Source organism: Streptococcus mitis (genome assembly GCF_965111725.1).
Classification (GTDB): Bacteria; Bacillota; Bacilli; order Lactobacillales; family Streptococcaceae; genus Streptococcus; species Streptococcus mitis_DV.
Genome location: NZ_OZ217341.1, coordinates 1,345,869 through 1,364,363 on the forward strand (window position 1 = coordinate 1,345,869; position 18,495 = coordinate 1,364,363).

Sequence of the window (18,495 nt, forward strand, 5' to 3'; positions counted from 1 at the left end):
ACTCTCTATATTCAAAATTTATTCTTATTATATCACAGTTTAAGAAAAAAAGTCAGTTTTTCTTCCATTTTTGGATTAAAAACTAACTTTTTCATTTAATTTTCTAAATTCTTTTGGATTTTCTGATTAGAGCAGATTGTCAATCAAGTCATCGACTTCATCTTTTTCAGCCTGCGGTGTGATCTCAGTAATCATAATTCCAGCCACTGCTCGCTCAACTAAACCTTCAACATCCATACGTGCTTCATACTGCTCTGCATTCTTAATCTTAGGATTAGTCTTTGGACGATCTGGCGCAAAAATCGTACAGCAGTCCTCAAAAGGCTGGATAGAAATGTCAAAGGTATCGATTTCCTGGGCGATGTCAATGATTTCCAACTTGTCCATGGTAACCACAGGACGAATGATGGGAGTGTTGGTCACAGCGTTAATAGCCTGCATGCTTTCCAAGGTCTGGCTAGCTACTTGACCAAGACTTTCCCCATTGATAATAACCAAACCATTTCGTACCTCACGAATACGGTCGGTAATCCGCATCATAAAGCGACGAGTCAAGGTCATGAGATAGGCTTCTGGCGCCTTGGCCTTGATTTCCTCTTGAATCTCTGTGAAAGGCACCTCGATAAACTGGATATTTCCCCCAAACTTGGTCAATTTACGAGTCAAGTCCTGCGCTTTCTTGAGGGCACCGGGACTAGTATATGGTGGACTAGCAAAGTGAACTGCCTCGATATCCACCCCACGTTTCAAAGCAAGATAACCTGCTACAGGTGAGTCAATCCCTCCCGACAACATGAGCATGCCTTTACCTGAAGTTCCAACTGGCAAACCACCAGCCCCACGAATGGTTTCATAAGAAAGATAGGCAGCTTCTTCACGGATCTCCACCTGAAGATTGATGTCAGGACTTTTCATTTGAGCTTGCACATTTGGAATGGCTTCAAAAACAGCTCCTCCAAGTGTTTGGTTGAGTTCACGACTATCCAACTCAAAGTTGTGGTCGCTACGCTTGCTAGAAATCTTAAAGGTCATGCCTTCCTTGTAGATATCCTGCATAATCTCTTGCACAGCAGACTTCAGAACTTCTACAGATTTTTCAACCTTATAAACAGGGGAAAAGTTTTGAATTCCAAATACTTGTTTGAGCGATTCTGCTACTGCTGTGTAATCTGCTCCATTTAGGTAAGCGTGGGCACGGTCGCGATCTGCTGTTACCTTAACTTGGGGATAGATAGACAAAACGTCTGAAATATTATTGCGAAGTTTATTGATGAAACGCATACGGTTTTTGCCCTTGGTTGACAACTCTCCGTAGCGAATCATAATTTCTGAATACTGCATGAATGCTCCTATCTTACTTTTCTAGTTTGGTTGTAAATTAATTTTAGCTTGGTCAAAAACTGCTCAACCTGACTCATATCATTTTCAAGGTCTAGGCTAAGACGCACAGCTGACTGAGCCTTATCTTTGTCCACTCCCATGGCAATCAAGGTGCCTGCAGGTTTACCTGCCTTGGACGAACAAGCAGAGGTCGTTGAAATGAAAATATCATAATCTTCAAAAGCGTGAACGATGACTTCTCCACGAACACCCTTGATTCCAAAAGTCAGGATATGAGGGGCAAAGTCTTCCTCATCTGAAAAGACAAAAATATCCGGATAGTCCAGAAGTGCTTGACGAATCACTGCCTTCATCTGCCCTGTCTTGCTTGTAAAGAAATCTAGCTTCTCCATAGACAAACGGAGGGCCTTGGCTGTCGCTGCAATCCCTGCCACATTTTCAGTTGTCGAACGGTAATCACGTTCCTGACCACCACCAGTCAACAGTGGCGTAATCTTCTTGCCAGACTTGATATAGACAAAACCAACACCTCGGACACCATGAAATTTATGACTCGAAAAGGTCGCGAAATCCACTCGTTCTGTCAGGTATTTTTCTGTTGGAATTTTAGCAAGTGCCTGAACCGCATCAACGTGGAAGGAAATAGTCGGCCTATCTGCCAACAGTTCTGAAATAGCCTCAATAGGTTGAATCGAGCCAATTTCATTGTTAACTGCCATGATGGAAACGAGGGTCGTATCAGGTCTTATCAAATCTGCTAACGCCTCAACATCCACAAATCCTTGCTCATCTACTGGAGCAAAATCCACTTCAAAACCTTGAGCTTTCAACCAGAGGGCTGATTCCTTAACTGCTGGATGTTCAATGGCTGAAACAATGATGTGCTTGCCAAACTGGGCTTTTTCAAAGGCCACACCCTTGATGACCCAGTTATCTCCTTCTGTCCCACCAGAAGTAAAGAAGATTTCATCACTTTTCTTACCGATTAAATCTGCAATCTGTTGACGGGAAGCATCTAAAATTCGTGTTGCCTGGTCTCCCAAACGATGGAGACTAGATGGATTTCCTAAAATTTTTGAAGCCACCTGCATATAGGTTTCAAGGGCTTCAGGATAGGGCTTGGTCGTCGCCGAATTATCAAAGTAAATCATGTTTTCTCACGCTTTCTAAAATCACTCCTTCTATTGTATCATGAAACGGAGCTTGCGACAAGAAAGGGCAATTCCTCTTTTTTTAAGATTTTTTTAAAGAAATGAGGTATAATAAGTTTTAATCAAAGGAGAGAATGCATGTCTAATTATCGTAGAACTTCAAAACCAAAAACAGAACACATCAAAAAAGGCTTTACAGTCTTTCAAAAAACCGTTGCTACAATCGCTAGTATCCTTGGCTTGATTACCGCAAGTATCACGATCATGAACGCCTTGGATAATAACAAAAATACTAAAAAAGAACCTACGACAACCCAGACGACAACAATTGTCAAAGAAATTCAAAAGGAATCCCCTAAGGAAAACACCAGTCCCAATAAGGAAAACAACACTTCTCAAGAAAAAACACAGCAAGAGGAAACACCAAAATCCAGCGTCAAGGAAGAGAAAAAAGAAGAGCAGAAAGCATCAACTCAGGATTCTTCTACTCCTGCTCCTACTCCAAGTAAACCTGCCGCTGAAAATGAAAAACAGTCCAATACGCCAACTTCAGAAAATAAAACTAATCAATAATCACTAAAATAGCCTCCTTCCAAACTTGGAAAGAAGCTATTTTTTTATTGTTGCAATACTTTTCTTGGCTTGGTCCCTTCAGCTGAACCAATGACACCTGCCATCTCAAGCTCTTCCATGAGACGGGTCGCACGGTTAAATCCAACTGATAAACGACGCTGAATCATAGATGCGCTGGCTTTCTGCGTCTCGATGACTAAAGCCTTGGCTTCTTCAAAAAGCGGATCTCCACCAGATTCACCATCTGAAAATTCTCCATCATTTTCAGAAACCTCACCTGGATCAAAACTCTCATCGTAGTCCGCATCAGCCTGAGCCTTGATGAAGTTTACGATGCGTTCGACATCATCATCCGAGATAAAGGAGCCTTGGAGACGAACTGGATGATTTTCATCAATCGGTTTAAAGAGCATATCTCCTCGACCAAGCAGTTTTTCTGCTCCATTTTCATCCAAAATCGTACGAGAGTCTGTCCCTGATGAAACCGCAAATGCGACACGAGATGGGACATTGGCTTTGATTAGACCAGAGATGACATCAACCGATGGACGCTGGGTTGCAAGAATCATGTGGATACCTGCAGCACGTGCCTTCTGTCCGAGACGAATGATAGCGTCTTCCACTTCCTTGCTGGCAACCATCATGAGGTCAGCCAACTCATCCACAATCACGACAATGAGCGGTAGCGGAACCTGCTTGTACTCAGACTGGGCATTGAACTCTTCTACCTTAGCATTAAAGCCTGCAATGTTCCGAACTCCCACCTTGGCAAAGAGTTCATAACGATTTTCCATCTCATCCACAACCTTTTGCAGGGCCTTGCTGGCTTTGCGTGGATTGGTCACAACCGGAATCAAGAGATGGGGAATATCATTGTAAACAGACAACTCAACCATCTTAGGGTCGACCATCATAAATTTAACTTGGTCAGGTCTCGCCTTCATGAGAATGCTGGCGATAATGCCGTTAACAGCTACTGACTTCCCTGAACCCGTTGAACCTGCGACTAGCAAGTGGGGCATCTTGGAGAGGTCAAAAGCTCTTGCGGTGCCATTAACAGCCTTCCCTAGAGGAATTTCCAAGAGATTTTCTGCTTTCGTTTGAGATTGTTCCCATAGTTCGCGGAAGGACACAGTCGCAATCTCAGAGTTAGGTACTTCAATTCCCACTAAAGATTTCCCTGGAATAGGTGCTTCGATTCGGACATCCTTGGCCGCCAAGGCTAGAGCGAGGTCATCTGCGAGATTGGAAATGCGGTTGACCCGTACACCGACTGCCGGTTTGACTTCATACTTGGTCACTGATGGCCCAATTTCGGCCCGTTCAACCGTTACCTTGATACCAAAGCTAGCAAAAGTTTCTTCAAGGATTTTGATATTTTCTCTGACAATTTTCTTCTCTTTAGACTGGTCTTTTGGTTTATCTGGGGCAAAGAGTTGTAAGCTTGGAAGTTTGTATTCAAGGGCTTCCTTAGCGGAAAAATCAACCTGTACATCTTCATCATCAGAGCCATCTTCCTGTTCAGGGAATTCAAATTCAGGTTGAGGCAGGATGATTTCTGGTTCCATCCACTCTTCTTCTGGAACAGGAGGAACGTCAAGCACAACATCATCAGTCAGAATTTCACCCGTTTCCATATCAACAGGAGGCAAATCGAGTAAGGCTTTTTCAGCCTCTTCTTTTTCTAATCTAGCCTCTTGCTCAGCCTTTTGACGAGCTTTTTCTTCTTGTTTGACAAAGCGTTCCTCTTTTCGACGCTCATGCCCTTCTCGCCATTTGGCAAATCCTCTACTGAAGAATTCGGCAATATCGTAAACAGACCAAGGACTGACTAGGAGGGCTCCAGCTAAAATCAAGATAGAACCAATAAAGTAAGTGCCGATATTTGAAAAGAGAAAGGCAGTTGGAATATAAAGGGCGACACCAATCAAGCCACCTCCAGCAAAACTGGTCGTTCGAAAACCAGTCAGATCAGTCACAACCTGAGCCATGGTCCCTTTTAATACCGACTTCTCCAAACCATATTTCCAAACTAAGTAGGCCTCAAAAATCAAGAGTAAGCCAGCAAATATGGTGAGAAATCCTGATAAGAGTCCTTCCTGTTTTCGTATCCACTTGAAGAAGAGATAGAGCAGGATGCCAAATATTGCCAGATAAGCTAGGCTACCCACCAGCAAGCGAATTAAATTGTAAAGGGTTATACCTGCAGCTCCTAATTTGAAAGCTGCGAAAATCAATAAAAGCGCAATTCCCAACGAAATCAACATTCGTTGAATCGCTTCTTTTCTTTCGAGTTCTGCTTTAGACGGTCTCCGTCTTGTTTTACTTGTATTCTTGTTTGCCATTCTTCTATTATACCATATTTCACAGACATTTCAGAAAGAGAAAAAGACTGCACCAAACGGTACAATCTTTTCATTTTCTATCTAAGTTTCATGCTTGTGGTTTGCGTAGGTAACCATAGACCACACCACTTACGATTGCTCCGACCAAGACAGAAACGAGGTAAAGGAAGGCATTTGAAGTAAGGGCAATCACGAAGATTCCTCCGTGTGGCGCCATGAGTTTAATACCAGTAAGACCAACGAGGCCACCTGCTACTGCAGAACCAAGGATGAAGCTTGGAATCGCACGAGCTGGGTCAGCGGCACCAAATGGAATCGCTCCCTCAGTGATGAATGACAAGCCCATGATAATATTTGTCAAACCAGAGTTACGTTCTTCTTTGGTAAATTTATCTTTGAAAAGAAGTGTTGCGACAAAGATGGCAAGTGGTGGCACCATTCCTCCAGCCATAACTGCTGCCATAGCCACAGAACCACCTGAAGAAACAGTTGCCGCAAGCGTACCTGTACCAAAGACATAGGCTGCTTTGTTGACTGGTCCACCCATATCAACAGCCATCATTCCACCAAGGACGATACCAAGAAGGACAGCTGAACCTCCTCCAAGACCGCCTAGGAAGTCATTCATAGCAGTGTTGATTGCTGCCATTGGGATATTCACAGCTAGCATGACAAATCCAGTCAAGATTGTTCCAAGAAGTGGCAAAAGAAGAATTGATTTAGCACCTTCAAGTGAACGAGGAACTTTGACATATTTCTTGATAGCAAGAACTAAAGCACCTGCGATAAATCCACCAACAAGGGCACCTAGGAAACCAGATGAGACACCTGCAAGAGTTGAAGTTGCTTCACCACCTGCGGCATAAGGAATTTTACCAAAGGCAAAACCTTCTTTGGCAATAGCACCAGCCACGAAACCTGCTACCAAACCTGGTTTTTCAGCGATAGAGTAGGCAACATAACCTGCAAAAACTGGAAGCATCAAACCAAAGGCAGCTCCACCAATTTTCATGAACATAGAAGCTAGCTCATGGTAGGAACCAAGACTGCCAAGGTTTTCATTCGGAACACCCAAAGCACCGTCAATCAAGAAGGAAAGGGCAATCATGATACCACCGCCGATAACGAATGGCAACATTTGAGAAACACCACTCATCAAGTGTTTGTAGAAAGCACCACCGATACTTTGTTTTTCGTTAGAGGTTGTTGCAGCTTTGACTCCATTAGCAGCACGGTAGACTTCAGTATCTCCAGAAAGAGCTAAGTTGATCAACTCTTCTGTCTTACGGATACCGTCAGCAACCGGACGATTGATCAATGGTTTGCCATCGAAACGATCCATTTCAACTGCCTTGTCTGCTGCGATGATAACAGCTTTAGCCTTTCGGATGTCCTCAGCAGTGAGTTGGTTTCCAACACCGCTAGCACCGTTGGTTTCGACCTTAATTCCAACACCCATTTCAGCAGCCACTTTTTGAAGAGCTTCTTGGGCCATGTAAGTGTGGGCAATACCTGTTGTACAAGCTGTAACAGCTACGATAAAGTCACCAGAGTTATTGGCAGGTACTTGAACAGGTTCCTCAGTTTTTTCTGAAGCTTTGTCAAAAAGTTCAATAACTTGGTCAGCTGATGTTGCTTGACGAAGTTTGTCAGCAAAACCGTCTTTCATTAAGTATTGAGATAATTCTGCCAAGGCTGCCAAGTGAGTATCATTGGCACCTTCTGGAGCCGCAATCATGAAGAAGAGGTCAGTTGCTTGTCCATCCAAACTCTCATAATCAACACCCTTATTTGACTTAGCAAAGAGAACTGTCGCTTCTTTGACAGCAGCATTTTTGCTGTGAGGCATTGCGATTCCGTCACCCAAACCTGTAGAAGTCAGAGCTTCACGTGCCAAAATTCCTTCTTTAAAGGTTTCAAAATCTGTCACATAACCGTGGTCTGTCAAGCTTTTAATCATCTCTTCGATGACAGCTGTTTTTTCAGTTGCCTGCAAATCCAGCAACATGACATCTTTTCTCAATAGGTCTTGAATTTTCATCGTTTTTCTACCTCAACTTTTTCATATGTTTCTTTAATAAATTCTGCTGTTGCCAAGTCATCTGAGAAGGTCGTTGCTGTTCCGCAAGCTACTCCCCATTTGAAGGCTTCTACTGCATCTTTTGATTTGACAAATTCACCTGTAAATCCAGCGACCATAGAGTCACCAGCCCCAACTGAATTTTTGACTGTCCCTTTGATTGGTTTAGCAAAGTAAGCTCCCTCAGATGTGACAAGAAGGGCACCATCACCAGCCATAGAGATAATGACGTTTTGAGCACCTTTAGCCAGTAACTCACGAGCATAGTTCTCGATTTCATCTAAACTTTCAAGTTTCACTCCAAAGATAGCTCCAAGCTCGTGATTATTTGGTTTGACCAAGAGTGGCTGATAGTCCAAACTATCAATCAAGGTCTGCCCTTCAAAGTCACAAACCACTTGCGCACCCGTCTGACGCGTCAAGGCAATCAAATCCTTGTAAATGACATTGCCCAGATTTTTAGCACTTGAACCCGCAAACACCACCGTATCTTCTGCTGTCAGACTCGATAAAATAGCTTTCAACTCTTCTAGCTGGGCTGGTTCAACAGTTGGACCCGTTCCGTTGATTTCTGTTTCTTGGTCTGCTTTAATCTTAACATTTACACGAGTATCTTCTGCCACTTGGACAAAACGCGTCTCGATTTCTTCCTCTGCTAAAGTATCTGTGATAAATTTACCAGTAAAGCCACCGATAAATCCAGTCGCTGTATTTGGAATATCTAAGCGCTTCAAGACACGGCTGACATTGATTCCTTTCCCACCAGCAAACTTATCATCACTGTCCATACGATTGACACTACCAACTTGGACTTGGTCCAAACGAACGATATAGTCAATGGATGGATTGAGTGTGACTGTATAAATCATACTTCTATTACCTCCGTTTTCTCCTTAATAGCCTGCAAGAGCTCATGCCCTTGACTTGTGATAACAATAGCGCGTTTGAGTGGTGCTACCTTAGCAAAGCAAGTTTGTCCAATTTTTGACGAATCGACCAAGACATAGGTCTGTTTGGCATTTTCCAAAATAGCTCGCTTCACAGCTCCCTCCTCCATATCAGGAGTCGTATAATAGCCATCATCTACACCATTCATCCCAATAAAGGCACGGTCAAAGTGCAATTGGTTAATCTGGTTAAGAGCAACGCCCCCGATGCTAGCATCTGTCGCCATCTTGACACTTCCTCCAACCATGACCGTTGGAATCTGCTTTTCAACCAACTGAGCAGCATGGTGAATCGAGTTGGTCACTACAGTAATATTCTTATTGACCAATTCATGAATCAAAAATGCTGTAGTTGTTCCAGCATCGATAAAGATGACATCTTGTTCCTTGATGAGAGAGGCTGCTTTCTGAGCCAACAACTTCTTCTCTTGAAGGTTTTTGACAGATTTTTCTTGAATGGTTTCTTCTTCCTGCAAGGAGTGGGGTAATTCTGCTCCACCATGCACGCGACGAAGCTTGTTTTCAGCTTCCAATTCATCCAAGTCTCTTCGAACCGTTGATTCTGAGGTCTCTAGCAAACTAACTAATTTTTCTAGAGAAACTACATGATGTTGATTTAACTCCTCTAAAATCAGTTGCTTCCGCTCTGTTTTTAACACCGAATCACCTCCTGTTATCGTTTACACTATTCATTCTATCATACTTTCTTTTAAAGTCAAGCATTTTTTATCATTTTCTTTCAAATTCTATCATTTTTCTTATTTCTAGAATTTTTATTGCAAGATAAGAGCCTTTATGGTAAACTATTTGAGTAAGTATTGGAAGATTACTCAAGAGGCTTAAGAGGCCGTGTTGGAAACGCGGTAGGCGTGTAACAGCGTGCGTGGGTTCGAATCCCATGTCTTCCGTAGAAAAGAAAAATTATTTCTAGGATGCAACAAATGTTGTATCCTTTTTTGTATCCCTTTTTTAAAATTTGTGACTCCTTTTTTCGCAAAAGAATACCAAGGAATACCAAAGATAAAAATAAAAAACGTTGATTTAACAACGTTTTACCAAAGAATGCAAAAGAATGCAAAGGAATAATGGAGCCGGTGGGAGTCGAACCCACGTCCAAACACCTGCCAACATATTTGTCTACAACCATAGGTTATGTATTAGTTTAACAGTCCCTCGACACATAACTCAAGCCTAGAAACTGCGAGTCTATCAATCTCTTATCAAGCCGCTAGACAAGACTTGATCGTATCTCGCTAATAATAAGACCTGTCATTGAACACGAGCAATCCAAATCGGGTCACGCCTGCTGGTTTTTAGGCAGCTAGAGCGTAAGAAGTGTTATTTTTTGCAGTTATATTTAACTGAGCGTTTACGTCGCCACACGAGTCGCAAAATATGCCTCATAATGCCTGTCGAATCCGTAACGACCCCAAAAGACAATAGAACCATTATACCTTATCTAACTCAAAAATGCAAAAAAGAAATCACATACCTAAAAAAGATACTATTCGAGAAATTTAGCAAACTGGGAGACTAACTACAACTTTCTCAGTGCATAACTTTACGATTGTGAATAGAGCTTACGAAATCCAATTAACATATACCTAAGATGAAGCTATCTGTTTTGAAGAAATTCACGAAGAGAATTATTCTAAAATACTTTCAGATGAGAATTTTCCTACTCTCTTTGTTTCAATTCATTTGAGTTTAAAAACTATAAAATCAATCCTTATATTATTCGGACTACGTTTTACTTGTTGTGCTAAAATAAATAAGTTTCATTCAAACTTTAATAGACTATGAAAACCAGTGGAACTTACCCTGACACGGAATTTCACTGGTTTTTTCGATTTTTATCAGATTAACTTCTACTATTCTTAGCTATGAAAATTAGTTTAGGACTTTAACTTATTTTCAATCTTCTAATCTAAAGGCCACTTCCAGTAAAGAAAAATCAGGGTTCTCCTGACTTTTACTTAGCTAATTCTCTTTCTCGTTCTTTCATTATTTTATGATTTTCATACAAACGGGATAAGAACTTAGAAATTTCTTTTAAGATAGAATAGGTTGGCACTGCGACAATCATTCCAATGACACCATAGATATTGCTTGACAACAAAAGTAAAACCAAAATCGTGATTGGATGAACCTTCATAACACTTCCTACGATTCGAGGATATAAGATATTGCCATCTACCTGCTGAACAACAAGCATATAAATCACTGAGATCAGCATTCTATGGGGATCAGTGAATATATTTGCGATGATCATAGGAATCAAACCAATACTTGGCCCCACATAAGGAATTAAATTGGCTACACCAGAAAAAATAGCAAAAACTAAAGCATATTTTAAACCAATAATACTATAGCCAATATAAGCCAAACAACCTATAATGATTGCGTCAATCGAAACTCCACTAATATAGCGAGCAATCGTCGCATTTAAATTCTTTAAGAGGCCTGCAATATGCAAGCGATCCCTCTTTAGAATCGTTCTTTCAAGCATGGGCAAGAATTTATGTCCATCTAGTAAAAAATAAACCAAAAAAACTGGAGTCATAATCAAAATCAAAACAGTACTGATAAGAGCTGACAAGACGCTCCCCACACTATTTGATACGCTATTTAGGATATTTTGAAGAATATCAACATAGGATAAGTTTAACTGCTGAATTGTAGCTTCTACATCCAAATTCTGGAGCGCAGGATAATTAGATAAGTCTATGATTAAGTCTTGTACTCGACTATAAATAGTTTGACTAGATATAATCAAGCTAGATAACTGATTAATCAAAATAGGTAAGAGATAGACAACACCTATGACCATTCCCCAGACCAAAGCACACAAGGTAATTAAAATACCAAGTAGACGATTGAGTTTACAGACTTTATTTAAGAAAGTAACAATAGGGTTTGTCAAATAATAAAGAAAGCCCCCTAATAAAAATGGAATCATAATTGTATTAAGCACGCTAACAAAAGGGTTAATCAAAGACCCCATCTGTCTCCATAGGTAAAAGATGATGGTTAAGAGTAAAATTTCTGTGGTCCAAAAAAATAATTTATTTCTACGAAACATGAGTTACCTCCCTCACTCTATTTTACCATATTTTCAAAAAGCTTAACGGATGAATTATTAAAGCAAGAATATTTTTTTTCTTTATGATAGAATAAGACTACTATGAAAAAAATATTTTTAACTTTATTAACTGTCTCCCTTTTAGGAGGCGCTTCTACTGTTGCTGCTCAAGATTTTAATATTGCTGCTAAACATGCCATTGCTGTTGAGGCAAATACTGGTAAAATTCTCTATGAGAAGGATGCAACGCAACCTGTCGAAATTGCTTCTATAACAAAACTACTTACAGTTTACCTGGTCTATGAAGCACTCGAAAATGGAAGTATCACACTATCCACCACAGTAGATATTTCTGATTATCCTTATCAATTGACGACAAATTCTGAAGCCAGTAATGTTCCTATGGAGGCCCGTAATTATACTGTCGAAGAGTTACTTGAAGCAACTCTGGTATCTAGTGCCAACAGCGCCGCTATTGCCCTAGCTGAGAAAATTGCTGGCTCTGAAAAAAACTTCGTTGATATGATGCGGGCCAAACTCCTGGAATGGGGAATCAAAGATGCCACGGTTGTCAATACAACTGGTCTGAACAACGAAACTCTCGGAGATAACATTTACCCAGGGTCTAATAAAGATGATGAAAATAAGCTCAGTGCTTATGATGTCGCTATCGTTGCCCGCAACCTCATCAAAAAATATCCACAAGTCTTGGAAATCACCAAAAAACCTTCTTCTACTTTTGCTGGAATGACAATTACTTCAACCAACTACATGTTAGAAGGTATGCCTGCTTACCGTGGTGGTTTTGATGGACTAAAAACAGGAACAACAGATAAGGCTGGAGAGTCTTTTGTTGGTACTACTGTCGAAAAAGGCATGAGAGTCATCACAGTTGTTTTAAATGCAGACCATCAAGACAATAATCCCTACGCTCGGTTTACAGCTACATCTTCCCTAATGGATTATATTTCTTCTACATTTACACTTCGCAAAATCGTTCAACAAGGCGATGCCTATCAAGATAGCAAAGCCCCTGTACAAGATGGAAAAGAAGATACGGTAACTGCAGTGGCTCCAGAGGATATCTATCTAATCGAACGTGTTGGGAGTCAATCTTCCCAATCTGTTCAATTCACACCTAATTCCAAAGCAATCCCAGCACCACTTGAAGCTGGAACAGTGGTTGGACATCTGACTTACGAAGACAAGGACTTGATTGGTCAAGGTTACATCACCACAGAGCGCCCTAGTTTTGAAATGGTAGCAGAAAAGAAAATTGAAAAAGCCTTCTTCTTAAAAGTTTGGTGGAATCAGTTTATCCGATTTGTTAATGAGAAATTATAAAAAAATCGCGGTTTAAAATCGCGATTTTTTATTACAAATTCATCTTCAAAGTCCTTGATTTTGAGTATATCTAAAATCAAATTTTACCCAACTGATCCTTCCATCTCATAGCTAATCAAACGGTTAAGTTCAACTGCATATTCCATTGGAAGTTCTTTTGTAAAAGGCTCTACAAATCCCATAACAATCATTTCAGTTGCTTCTGATTCTGACAATCCACGGCTCATGAGGTAATAGAGTTGCTCTTCTGAAATCTTAGATACCTTAGCTTCGTGTTCCAAAGCAACTTGCGAGTTGTGGATTTCATTAAATGGAATGGTATCTGATGCTGACAAGTCATCCATGATAATAGTATCACACTCAATGTGAGAAACAGATTTCTTAGAGTTTTTGTTAAAGGTTACTTGTCCACGGTAGTCAACCTTCCCTCCGCCTTTAGCGATGGATTTAGACACGATAGACGAGCTTGTATGTGGAGCATTGTGTATCATCTTAGCACCAGTATCTTGGTGTTGCCCTGCATTAGCAAAGGCAATAGAAAGCATGGTACCACGCGCCCCTTCTCCATCTAGGTAAACAGATGGGTATTTCATAGTTGTCTTGGCACCCAAGTTTCCATCAATCCACTCAACAGTCGCATCTTTCAAGGCTTTAGCACGTTTGGTTACCAAGTTATAGACGTTATCAGACCAGTTTTGGATAGTCGTATAACGCATATAAGCACCATCTAAGGCAAAAATTTCTACGATGGCAGCATGCAAGCTATTGCTTGAATAAGTTGGCGCTGTACATCCTTCTACATAGTGAACACTTGCTCCCTCATCAACGATAATCAAGGTACGTTCAAACTGACCAGTATTTTCGTTGTTGATACGGAAGTAAGTTTGAAGAGGAATATCTACCTTGACCCCTTTTGGTACGTAGATAAAGGTTCCACCTGACCATACTGCTGAGTTAAGGGCAGCCAACTTGTTATCTGTCGGCGGTACCAACTTAGCGAAGTATTGTTTAAACAAGTCTGGGTATTCTTTGAGAGCAGAATCCGTATCTGTAAAGATGATACCTAACTTCTCAAATTCTTCCTTCATGTTGTGGTAAACTACTTCTGACTCGTACTGGGCAGAGGCACCGGCTAGATAGGCACGCTCAGCTTCAGGAATCCCGATACGCTCAAAGGTTTCTTTAATTTTTTCAGGAACCTCATCCCATGAACGAGCTGGTTTATCAGATGGTTTTTGGTAGTAGATCAAGTCATCAAAATCAATCTCTGACAAGTCTGCTCCCCAAGTTTGCATGGGCATTTTTTTGAAGGTTTCATAAGACTTCAAACGGAATTCTAGCATCCACTCAGGTTCTCCCTTTGCAGCTGATAGCTCACGAATGACATCTTCATTCAATCCTTTTCCTGTCGATAGGACAGGCTCTACATCATCATGGAAACCAAATTTATATTCACCAAGGTCAATTGGTTTTGGTTCTACTCTTTCTTCAGCCATAATATCCTTTCTTTCTTCATTTCTACTGATTCATAAGACAAAAGAAACTTGTCTTATTGTTTTTCTTGATTTTCAATTGTTTTCTTCAGGGCGTTCCAAGCTAGGGTTGCACACTTGATTCGTTGAGGGAATTTGGCAACACCTGACAAGAAAGCTGCATCGCCTAGTTGGTCTTGGCGTTCATCTTTTTGCCCTTGAACCATTTCAGAAAAAATGGTCGCAAGTTCTAAGATTTCTTGCTTGGTCTTGTCTAAAACGGCATCTGTCATCATACTAGCAGAGGCAGTTGAGATGGTACAGCCTGAGTTTAGAAAAGAGATATCTTCCAAACGATTCTCTGCATCAAACTTGACAGAGAGATTGATAACATCCCCACAAGTCGGATTGTTGAGACTGATTTGTTCAGCGTCTTCCAACTTTCCTTGGTGATGTGGATTTTTCGAATGGTCCGCTACCACTGCCATATAAAGGCTATCTAGTTTAGAAAGTGCCATTGAAAAACTCCTTTGTCTTTTGTAAGGCATCGACCAACTTGTCGCAATCTGCCTTGGTATTGTAGATATAAAAACTTGCACGAGCTGTTGCTGGAACTTCCAAATACTGGAGCAAGGGTTGCGCACAATGGTGACCTGCACGAACAGCCACTCCTTCATAATCCAAAGCAGTCGCAAGGTCGTGAGGATGGAGATCCCCTAGGTTAAAAGCGATGACACCTGAACGTTGAGCCAAGTCCTGTGAACCATAAATGGTCAATCCTTCAATCGCCTGCAATTTTGGATAGACGTAGGCAATCAATTCCTGTTCATGGGCTTCAATGGCATCCATACCAATCGTTTCCAGATAATCCACTGCAGCAGCAAGTCCAATTGCACCAGCCATATTGGGAGTTCCTGCCTCGAATTTCCAAGGCAATTCCTTCCAACTAGCAGATTGCTCATAGACGAAATCAATCATCTCACCGCCAAATTCAAGGGGTGACTTTTGCTCCAGATACTTTTCTTTGCCATAAAGAACACCGATACCAGTCGGACCAGCCATCTTGTGACCCGAAAAGGCGAAGAAGTCCACATCCAAGTCCTGGACATCAATCTTTATATGAGGTGTAGATTGAGCACCGTCCACTACCATGATTGCCCCAACTTGGTGGGCTAATTGAGTGATTTCCTTGATTGGATTGACCACACCAAGAACATTTGAGGCGTGAGCAAGGGAGACAAACTTGACTCTATCAGTCAATTTAGCTCGCAAATCATCCATATCCAGAGCTCCATCCTTGAGATAGACATAGACAAGCTCTGCCCCAGTCTTACGGCAGGCTTCCTGCCATGGAATGATATTGGAATGGTGTTCCATGACGGAAATCAAGACCTGGTCTCCCTCAGTCAAGACTTCCTCTGCAAAGCGCGCCACCCAGTTCAGGCTTGTTGTCGTTCCTCTAGTAAAGAGAACTTCCTTTGTAGACCCTGCATTGATAAACTTACGAATGGTTTCACGAGCGGCTTCATAGGATGCTGTCGCCCGTTCTGCCAAGGTATGAACACCGCGATGAACATTGGCATTGTCCTGCTCATAGTAGCGGTTGATTGTTTCCAGAACTGCTAGTGGTTTTTGTGTCGTCGCAGCATTGTCCAGATAGACCAACGGTTCATCGTTGACAATCTGGTCTAAAATTGGAAAATCCTTGCGAATCGCTTCTACATCTAACATAGGCTACCCCTTAGCGTTTTGACAATTTTTCTTCGATAGTCGCAATCATTTCATCACGAACTTCCTTGACTGGAATCTCAACGATAACGGATCCAAGGAAACCACGAACAACCAAACGCTCTGCAGTTGCCTTATCCAAGCCACGACTCATGAGGTAGTACATATCTTCTGGATCTACCTGACCGATAGAAGCCGCGTGTCCTGCAGTAACGTCATTTTCATCAATCAAAAGGATTGGATTGGCATCTGAACGTGCTTGGTCTGAAAGCATGAGAACACGGCTCTCTTGTTGCGCATCTGCTCCCTTTGCCCCCTTGATGATATGGCCGATGCCATTGAAGGTCAAGGTTGCTTTTTCAAGAATAACCCCATGTTGGAGGATATTTCCGATTGAGTTGCAACCATAGTTAGTCACGCGAGTATCAATACCTTGCACTTGACGGCCACTTGAAAGAGCTACGACTTTAAGGTCGGCATGGCTACCGTTACCAATCAAGTCACTATCAAAGTCAGCAACGACGTTTCCTTCGTTCATAACACCAATCGCCCAGTCAATGCTTGCATCGTTGCCTAATTTACCACGACGGCTAATGTAGGCAGTGACGTTTTCACCTAGACGGTCAATCGCAGCAAACTTGACTTGAGCACCAGAACGTGCAATTACTTCTACTGTGATATTAGCAGTTGCTTTGGCACTTCCTTCACCGCGTGACTCTAAACGCTCCAGATAACTAATCTTAGAATTTTTACCAGCGATAATCATAATATGCTTGTTAAAAGGCACATCGCTATCGCTGTCTTGGTAGAAAATTCCTTCGATTGGTTCTTTAATCTCAACATTATCAGGAATATAGAGAACAGCACCACTGTTGAAATAAGCTGTATGGTAGGCTGCCAACTTATCATCGTCATACTTGACAGATGACATGAAGAATTCCTCAACAAGCTCTGGAATTTCTTCTAAAGCTGAATGGAAGTCTGTAAAGACGACACCCTGTTGAGCCAACTCAACTGGAATTTGCTCAAAAACAGTTTGCGTTCCTACTTGCACCAACTTCAAGTGATTATCTAAAGCTGTGAAATCTGGAACATTTGCTGATGGCTCATTTTCTGTAATCGTTCCATCACCGAGATTCCAACGGTGGAATTTGACACGCTCAATAACTGGTAATTCCAAAGTCTCAATCTTGTCAAAAGCTTTTTGACGGAGGTCAGCCAACCAGCTTGGTTCAGCGTGCATTTCTGAAAAAAGTTTAATATTTTCTTTAGTCATTTACTTCTCCTAAAAGATACGAGGGAATTACAATTCTTCCTTGTAGTCGTAGCCAAGTTCTTCAGCTAGTTTTGCGTATCCTTCACGTTCCAAACGCGCAGCCAATTCTGGACCACCAGAAAGGACAACACGACCTTCCATCATGACGTGTACCACATCTGGTGTGATGTAGTTCAAAAGACGTTGGTAGTGAGTGATAATCATAGCACCAAAGCCTTCACCACGCATAGCATTCACACCTTTCGATACAACTTTAAGGGCATCAATATCAAGACCTGAGTCAATCTCATCCAAAAGGGCGAAAGTTGGTTCCAACATCAAGAGTTGAAGAATTTCATTACGTTTTTTCTCACCACCAGAGAAGCCTTCGTTGAGGTAACGCTCTGCCATTTCTTCTTTCATGTTTAGCAATTCCATCTTCTCGTCTAGTTTAGTGATGAACTCGCGAACTGAAATCTTTTCATCATCTTCTTTACCAGCATTCATTGCTGCACGAAGAAACTCAGCATTGGTAATTCCAGGAATTTCTGATGGGTATTGCATAGCAAGGAAAAGTCCCATACGCGCACGCTCATCTACTTCTAACTCAAGGATGTTTACGCCATCAAACAAGACTTCACCTTTGGTAACTTCATAGTTTGGATTTCCCATGATAGCGGCAGAAAGAGTCGATTTACCTGTACCATTTGGTCCCATGATAGCGGCAATTTCTCCTGTTTTCAGGGTCAGGTTAACCCCTTTTAAAATTTCTTTTCCTTCAATCTCAACGTGAAGATCTTTGATCTCTAATACTGACATGATAGTTCCTTTCTTTTTCAAGGCCTTTACAGTACTTACTAGAAAAACGTCTGATTTCCCCAGAAATAGAGTAAAGGGTCTATAAATATACTTTTCTAGTATAACAAAAAAAAGCCTAAAAGGCTTTGATTTTGTCTGGAAGCTGAGGGCTAGTCTTTCCTATTAAAATGCTGATCGATGACATCAACGATTTTGCCCATCACATAACTGACGCGAAAATTTCTGAAGAGTAAAATTGCCCAAAAGGCTGCCATAATATAGCGACCAGTCATCCAGGCTTCATTGAAAAAATAGGTCTCAGCAGCTGTAAACAGCGCCATAATAATAAATTGTTGTTTATTCATAAACTTATTGTATC

General features: G+C 41.4%; 15 protein-coding genes, 1 tRNA gene and 1 other RNA gene. 3 read left to right on the top strand and 14 right to left on the bottom strand.

Annotated features, from left to right (window positions below; genetic code table 11):
- Nucleotides 1-126 precede the first annotated feature (126 nt).
- Both thiI and ACLV7Q_RS06655 read right to left on the bottom strand, forming a co-directional pair.
- Entirely contained in the window at nucleotides 127-1,341 is a 1,215-nt protein-coding gene (gene thiI, locus ACLV7Q_RS06650; RefSeq protein WP_218757587.1) for a tRNA uracil 4-sulfurtransferase ThiI, read from the bottom strand.
- Nucleotides 1,342-1,349: 8 nt separating this feature from the next.
- Nucleotides 1,350-2,492: a cysteine desulfurase family protein gene (locus ACLV7Q_RS06655; protein ID WP_218757588.1), complete on the bottom strand. Its 1,143-nt coding sequence runs from the start codon at nucleotides 2,490-2,492 to the stop codon at nucleotides 1,350-1,352.
- A 138-nt stretch (nucleotides 2,493-2,630) separates the two neighbouring features.
- Here ACLV7Q_RS06655 and ACLV7Q_RS06660 point away from each other — a divergent pair, with 138 nt between their 5' ends.
- Nucleotides 2,631-3,065: a DUF6556 family protein gene (locus tag ACLV7Q_RS06660; protein WP_218757589.1), complete on the top strand. Its 435-nt coding sequence runs from the start codon at nucleotides 2,631-2,633 to the stop codon at nucleotides 3,063-3,065.
- 44 nt (nucleotides 3,066-3,109) lie between these two features.
- Here ACLV7Q_RS06660 and ACLV7Q_RS06665 read toward each other — a convergent pair whose 3' ends face one another.
- The 4 genes from ACLV7Q_RS06665 to ACLV7Q_RS06680 form a co-directional block, all read right to left on the bottom strand.
- Nucleotides 3,110-5,410, bottom strand: a complete 2,301-nt coding sequence (locus ACLV7Q_RS06665) for a DNA translocase FtsK (protein WP_411866000.1) — start codon at nucleotides 5,408-5,410, stop codon at nucleotides 3,110-3,112.
- Nucleotides 5,411-5,498: 88 nt separating this feature from the next.
- A complete protein-coding gene (locus ACLV7Q_RS06670; protein WP_218757590.1) occupies nucleotides 5,499-7,451 on the bottom strand; it encodes a fructose-specific PTS transporter subunit EIIC in 1,953 nt (650 codons plus the stop codon).
- A complete protein-coding gene (gene pfkB / locus ACLV7Q_RS06675; protein WP_218757591.1) occupies nucleotides 7,448-8,359 on the bottom strand; it encodes a 1-phosphofructokinase in 912 nt (303 codons plus the stop codon). The genes ACLV7Q_RS06670 and pfkB overlap by 4 nt, the downstream gene beginning before the upstream one ends.
- On the bottom strand, nucleotides 8,356-9,096 hold the full coding sequence (locus ACLV7Q_RS06680; protein WP_000920651.1) for a DeoR/GlpR family DNA-binding transcription regulator: 741 nt from the start codon (nucleotides 9,094-9,096) through the stop codon (nucleotides 8,356-8,358). Before ACLV7Q_RS06680 ends, pfkB begins: the two co-directional genes overlap by 4 nt.
- Before the next feature lie 161 nt (nucleotides 9,097-9,257).
- Between ACLV7Q_RS06680 and ACLV7Q_RS06685 the strand changes: the two genes are divergently transcribed.
- Nucleotides 9,258-9,345: transfer RNA gene (locus tag ACLV7Q_RS06685), tRNA-Ser, on the top strand.
- 175 nt (nucleotides 9,346-9,520) lie between these two features.
- Here the strand turns inward: ACLV7Q_RS06685 and ssrA are convergent.
- Nucleotides 9,521-9,868, bottom strand: a transfer-messenger RNA (tmRNA) gene (gene ssrA, locus ACLV7Q_RS06690).
- Nucleotides 9,869-10,409: 541 nt separating this feature from the next.
- On the bottom strand, nucleotides 10,410-11,519 hold the full coding sequence (gene cozE / locus ACLV7Q_RS06695; RefSeq protein WP_218757592.1) for a cell elongation protein CozE: 1,110 nt from the start codon (nucleotides 11,517-11,519) through the stop codon (nucleotides 10,410-10,412).
- A 102-nt stretch (nucleotides 11,520-11,621) separates the two neighbouring features.
- Here cozE and pbp3 point away from each other — a divergent pair, with 102 nt between their 5' ends.
- Entirely contained in the window at nucleotides 11,622-12,863 is a 1,242-nt protein-coding gene (gene pbp3, locus ACLV7Q_RS06700) for a D-alanyl-D-alanine carboxypeptidase PBP3 (protein WP_218757593.1), read from the top strand.
- 83 nt (nucleotides 12,864-12,946) lie between these two features.
- Here pbp3 and sufB read toward each other — a convergent pair whose 3' ends face one another.
- The 6 genes from sufB to ACLV7Q_RS06730 form a co-directional block, all read right to left on the bottom strand.
- Entirely contained in the window at nucleotides 12,947-14,359 is a 1,413-nt protein-coding gene (gene sufB, locus ACLV7Q_RS06705) for a Fe-S cluster assembly protein SufB (protein ID WP_006151262.1), read from the bottom strand.
- Nucleotides 14,360-14,412: 53 nt separating this feature from the next.
- Nucleotides 14,413-14,853 carry a Fe-S cluster assembly sulfur transfer protein SufU gene (sufU, locus tag ACLV7Q_RS06710; RefSeq protein ID WP_218757594.1) on the bottom strand — a complete coding sequence of 147 codons (441 nt, stop codon included), beginning with the start codon at nucleotides 14,851-14,853 and terminating at the stop codon, nucleotides 14,413-14,415.
- Entirely contained in the window at nucleotides 14,840-16,066 is a 1,227-nt protein-coding gene (locus ACLV7Q_RS06715; protein ID WP_218757595.1) for a cysteine desulfurase, read from the bottom strand. The genes sufU and ACLV7Q_RS06715 overlap by 14 nt, the downstream gene beginning before the upstream one ends.
- A gap of 10 nt (nucleotides 16,067-16,076) precedes the next feature.
- Nucleotides 16,077-17,339: a Fe-S cluster assembly protein SufD gene (sufD, locus tag ACLV7Q_RS06720; protein WP_218757596.1), complete on the bottom strand. Its 1,263-nt coding sequence runs from the start codon at nucleotides 17,337-17,339 to the stop codon at nucleotides 16,077-16,079.
- 27 nt (nucleotides 17,340-17,366) lie between these two features.
- Nucleotides 17,367-18,137 carry a Fe-S cluster assembly ATPase SufC gene (gene sufC, locus ACLV7Q_RS06725; protein WP_000114489.1) on the bottom strand — a complete coding sequence of 257 codons (771 nt, stop codon included), beginning with the start codon at nucleotides 18,135-18,137 and terminating at the stop codon, nucleotides 17,367-17,369.
- Nucleotides 18,138-18,286: 149 nt separating this feature from the next.
- Nucleotides 18,287-18,481: a DUF3272 domain-containing protein gene (locus ACLV7Q_RS06730; RefSeq protein ID WP_001041547.1), complete on the bottom strand. Its 195-nt coding sequence runs from the start codon at nucleotides 18,479-18,481 to the stop codon at nucleotides 18,287-18,289.
- Nucleotides 18,482-18,495: the final 14 nt, after the last annotated feature.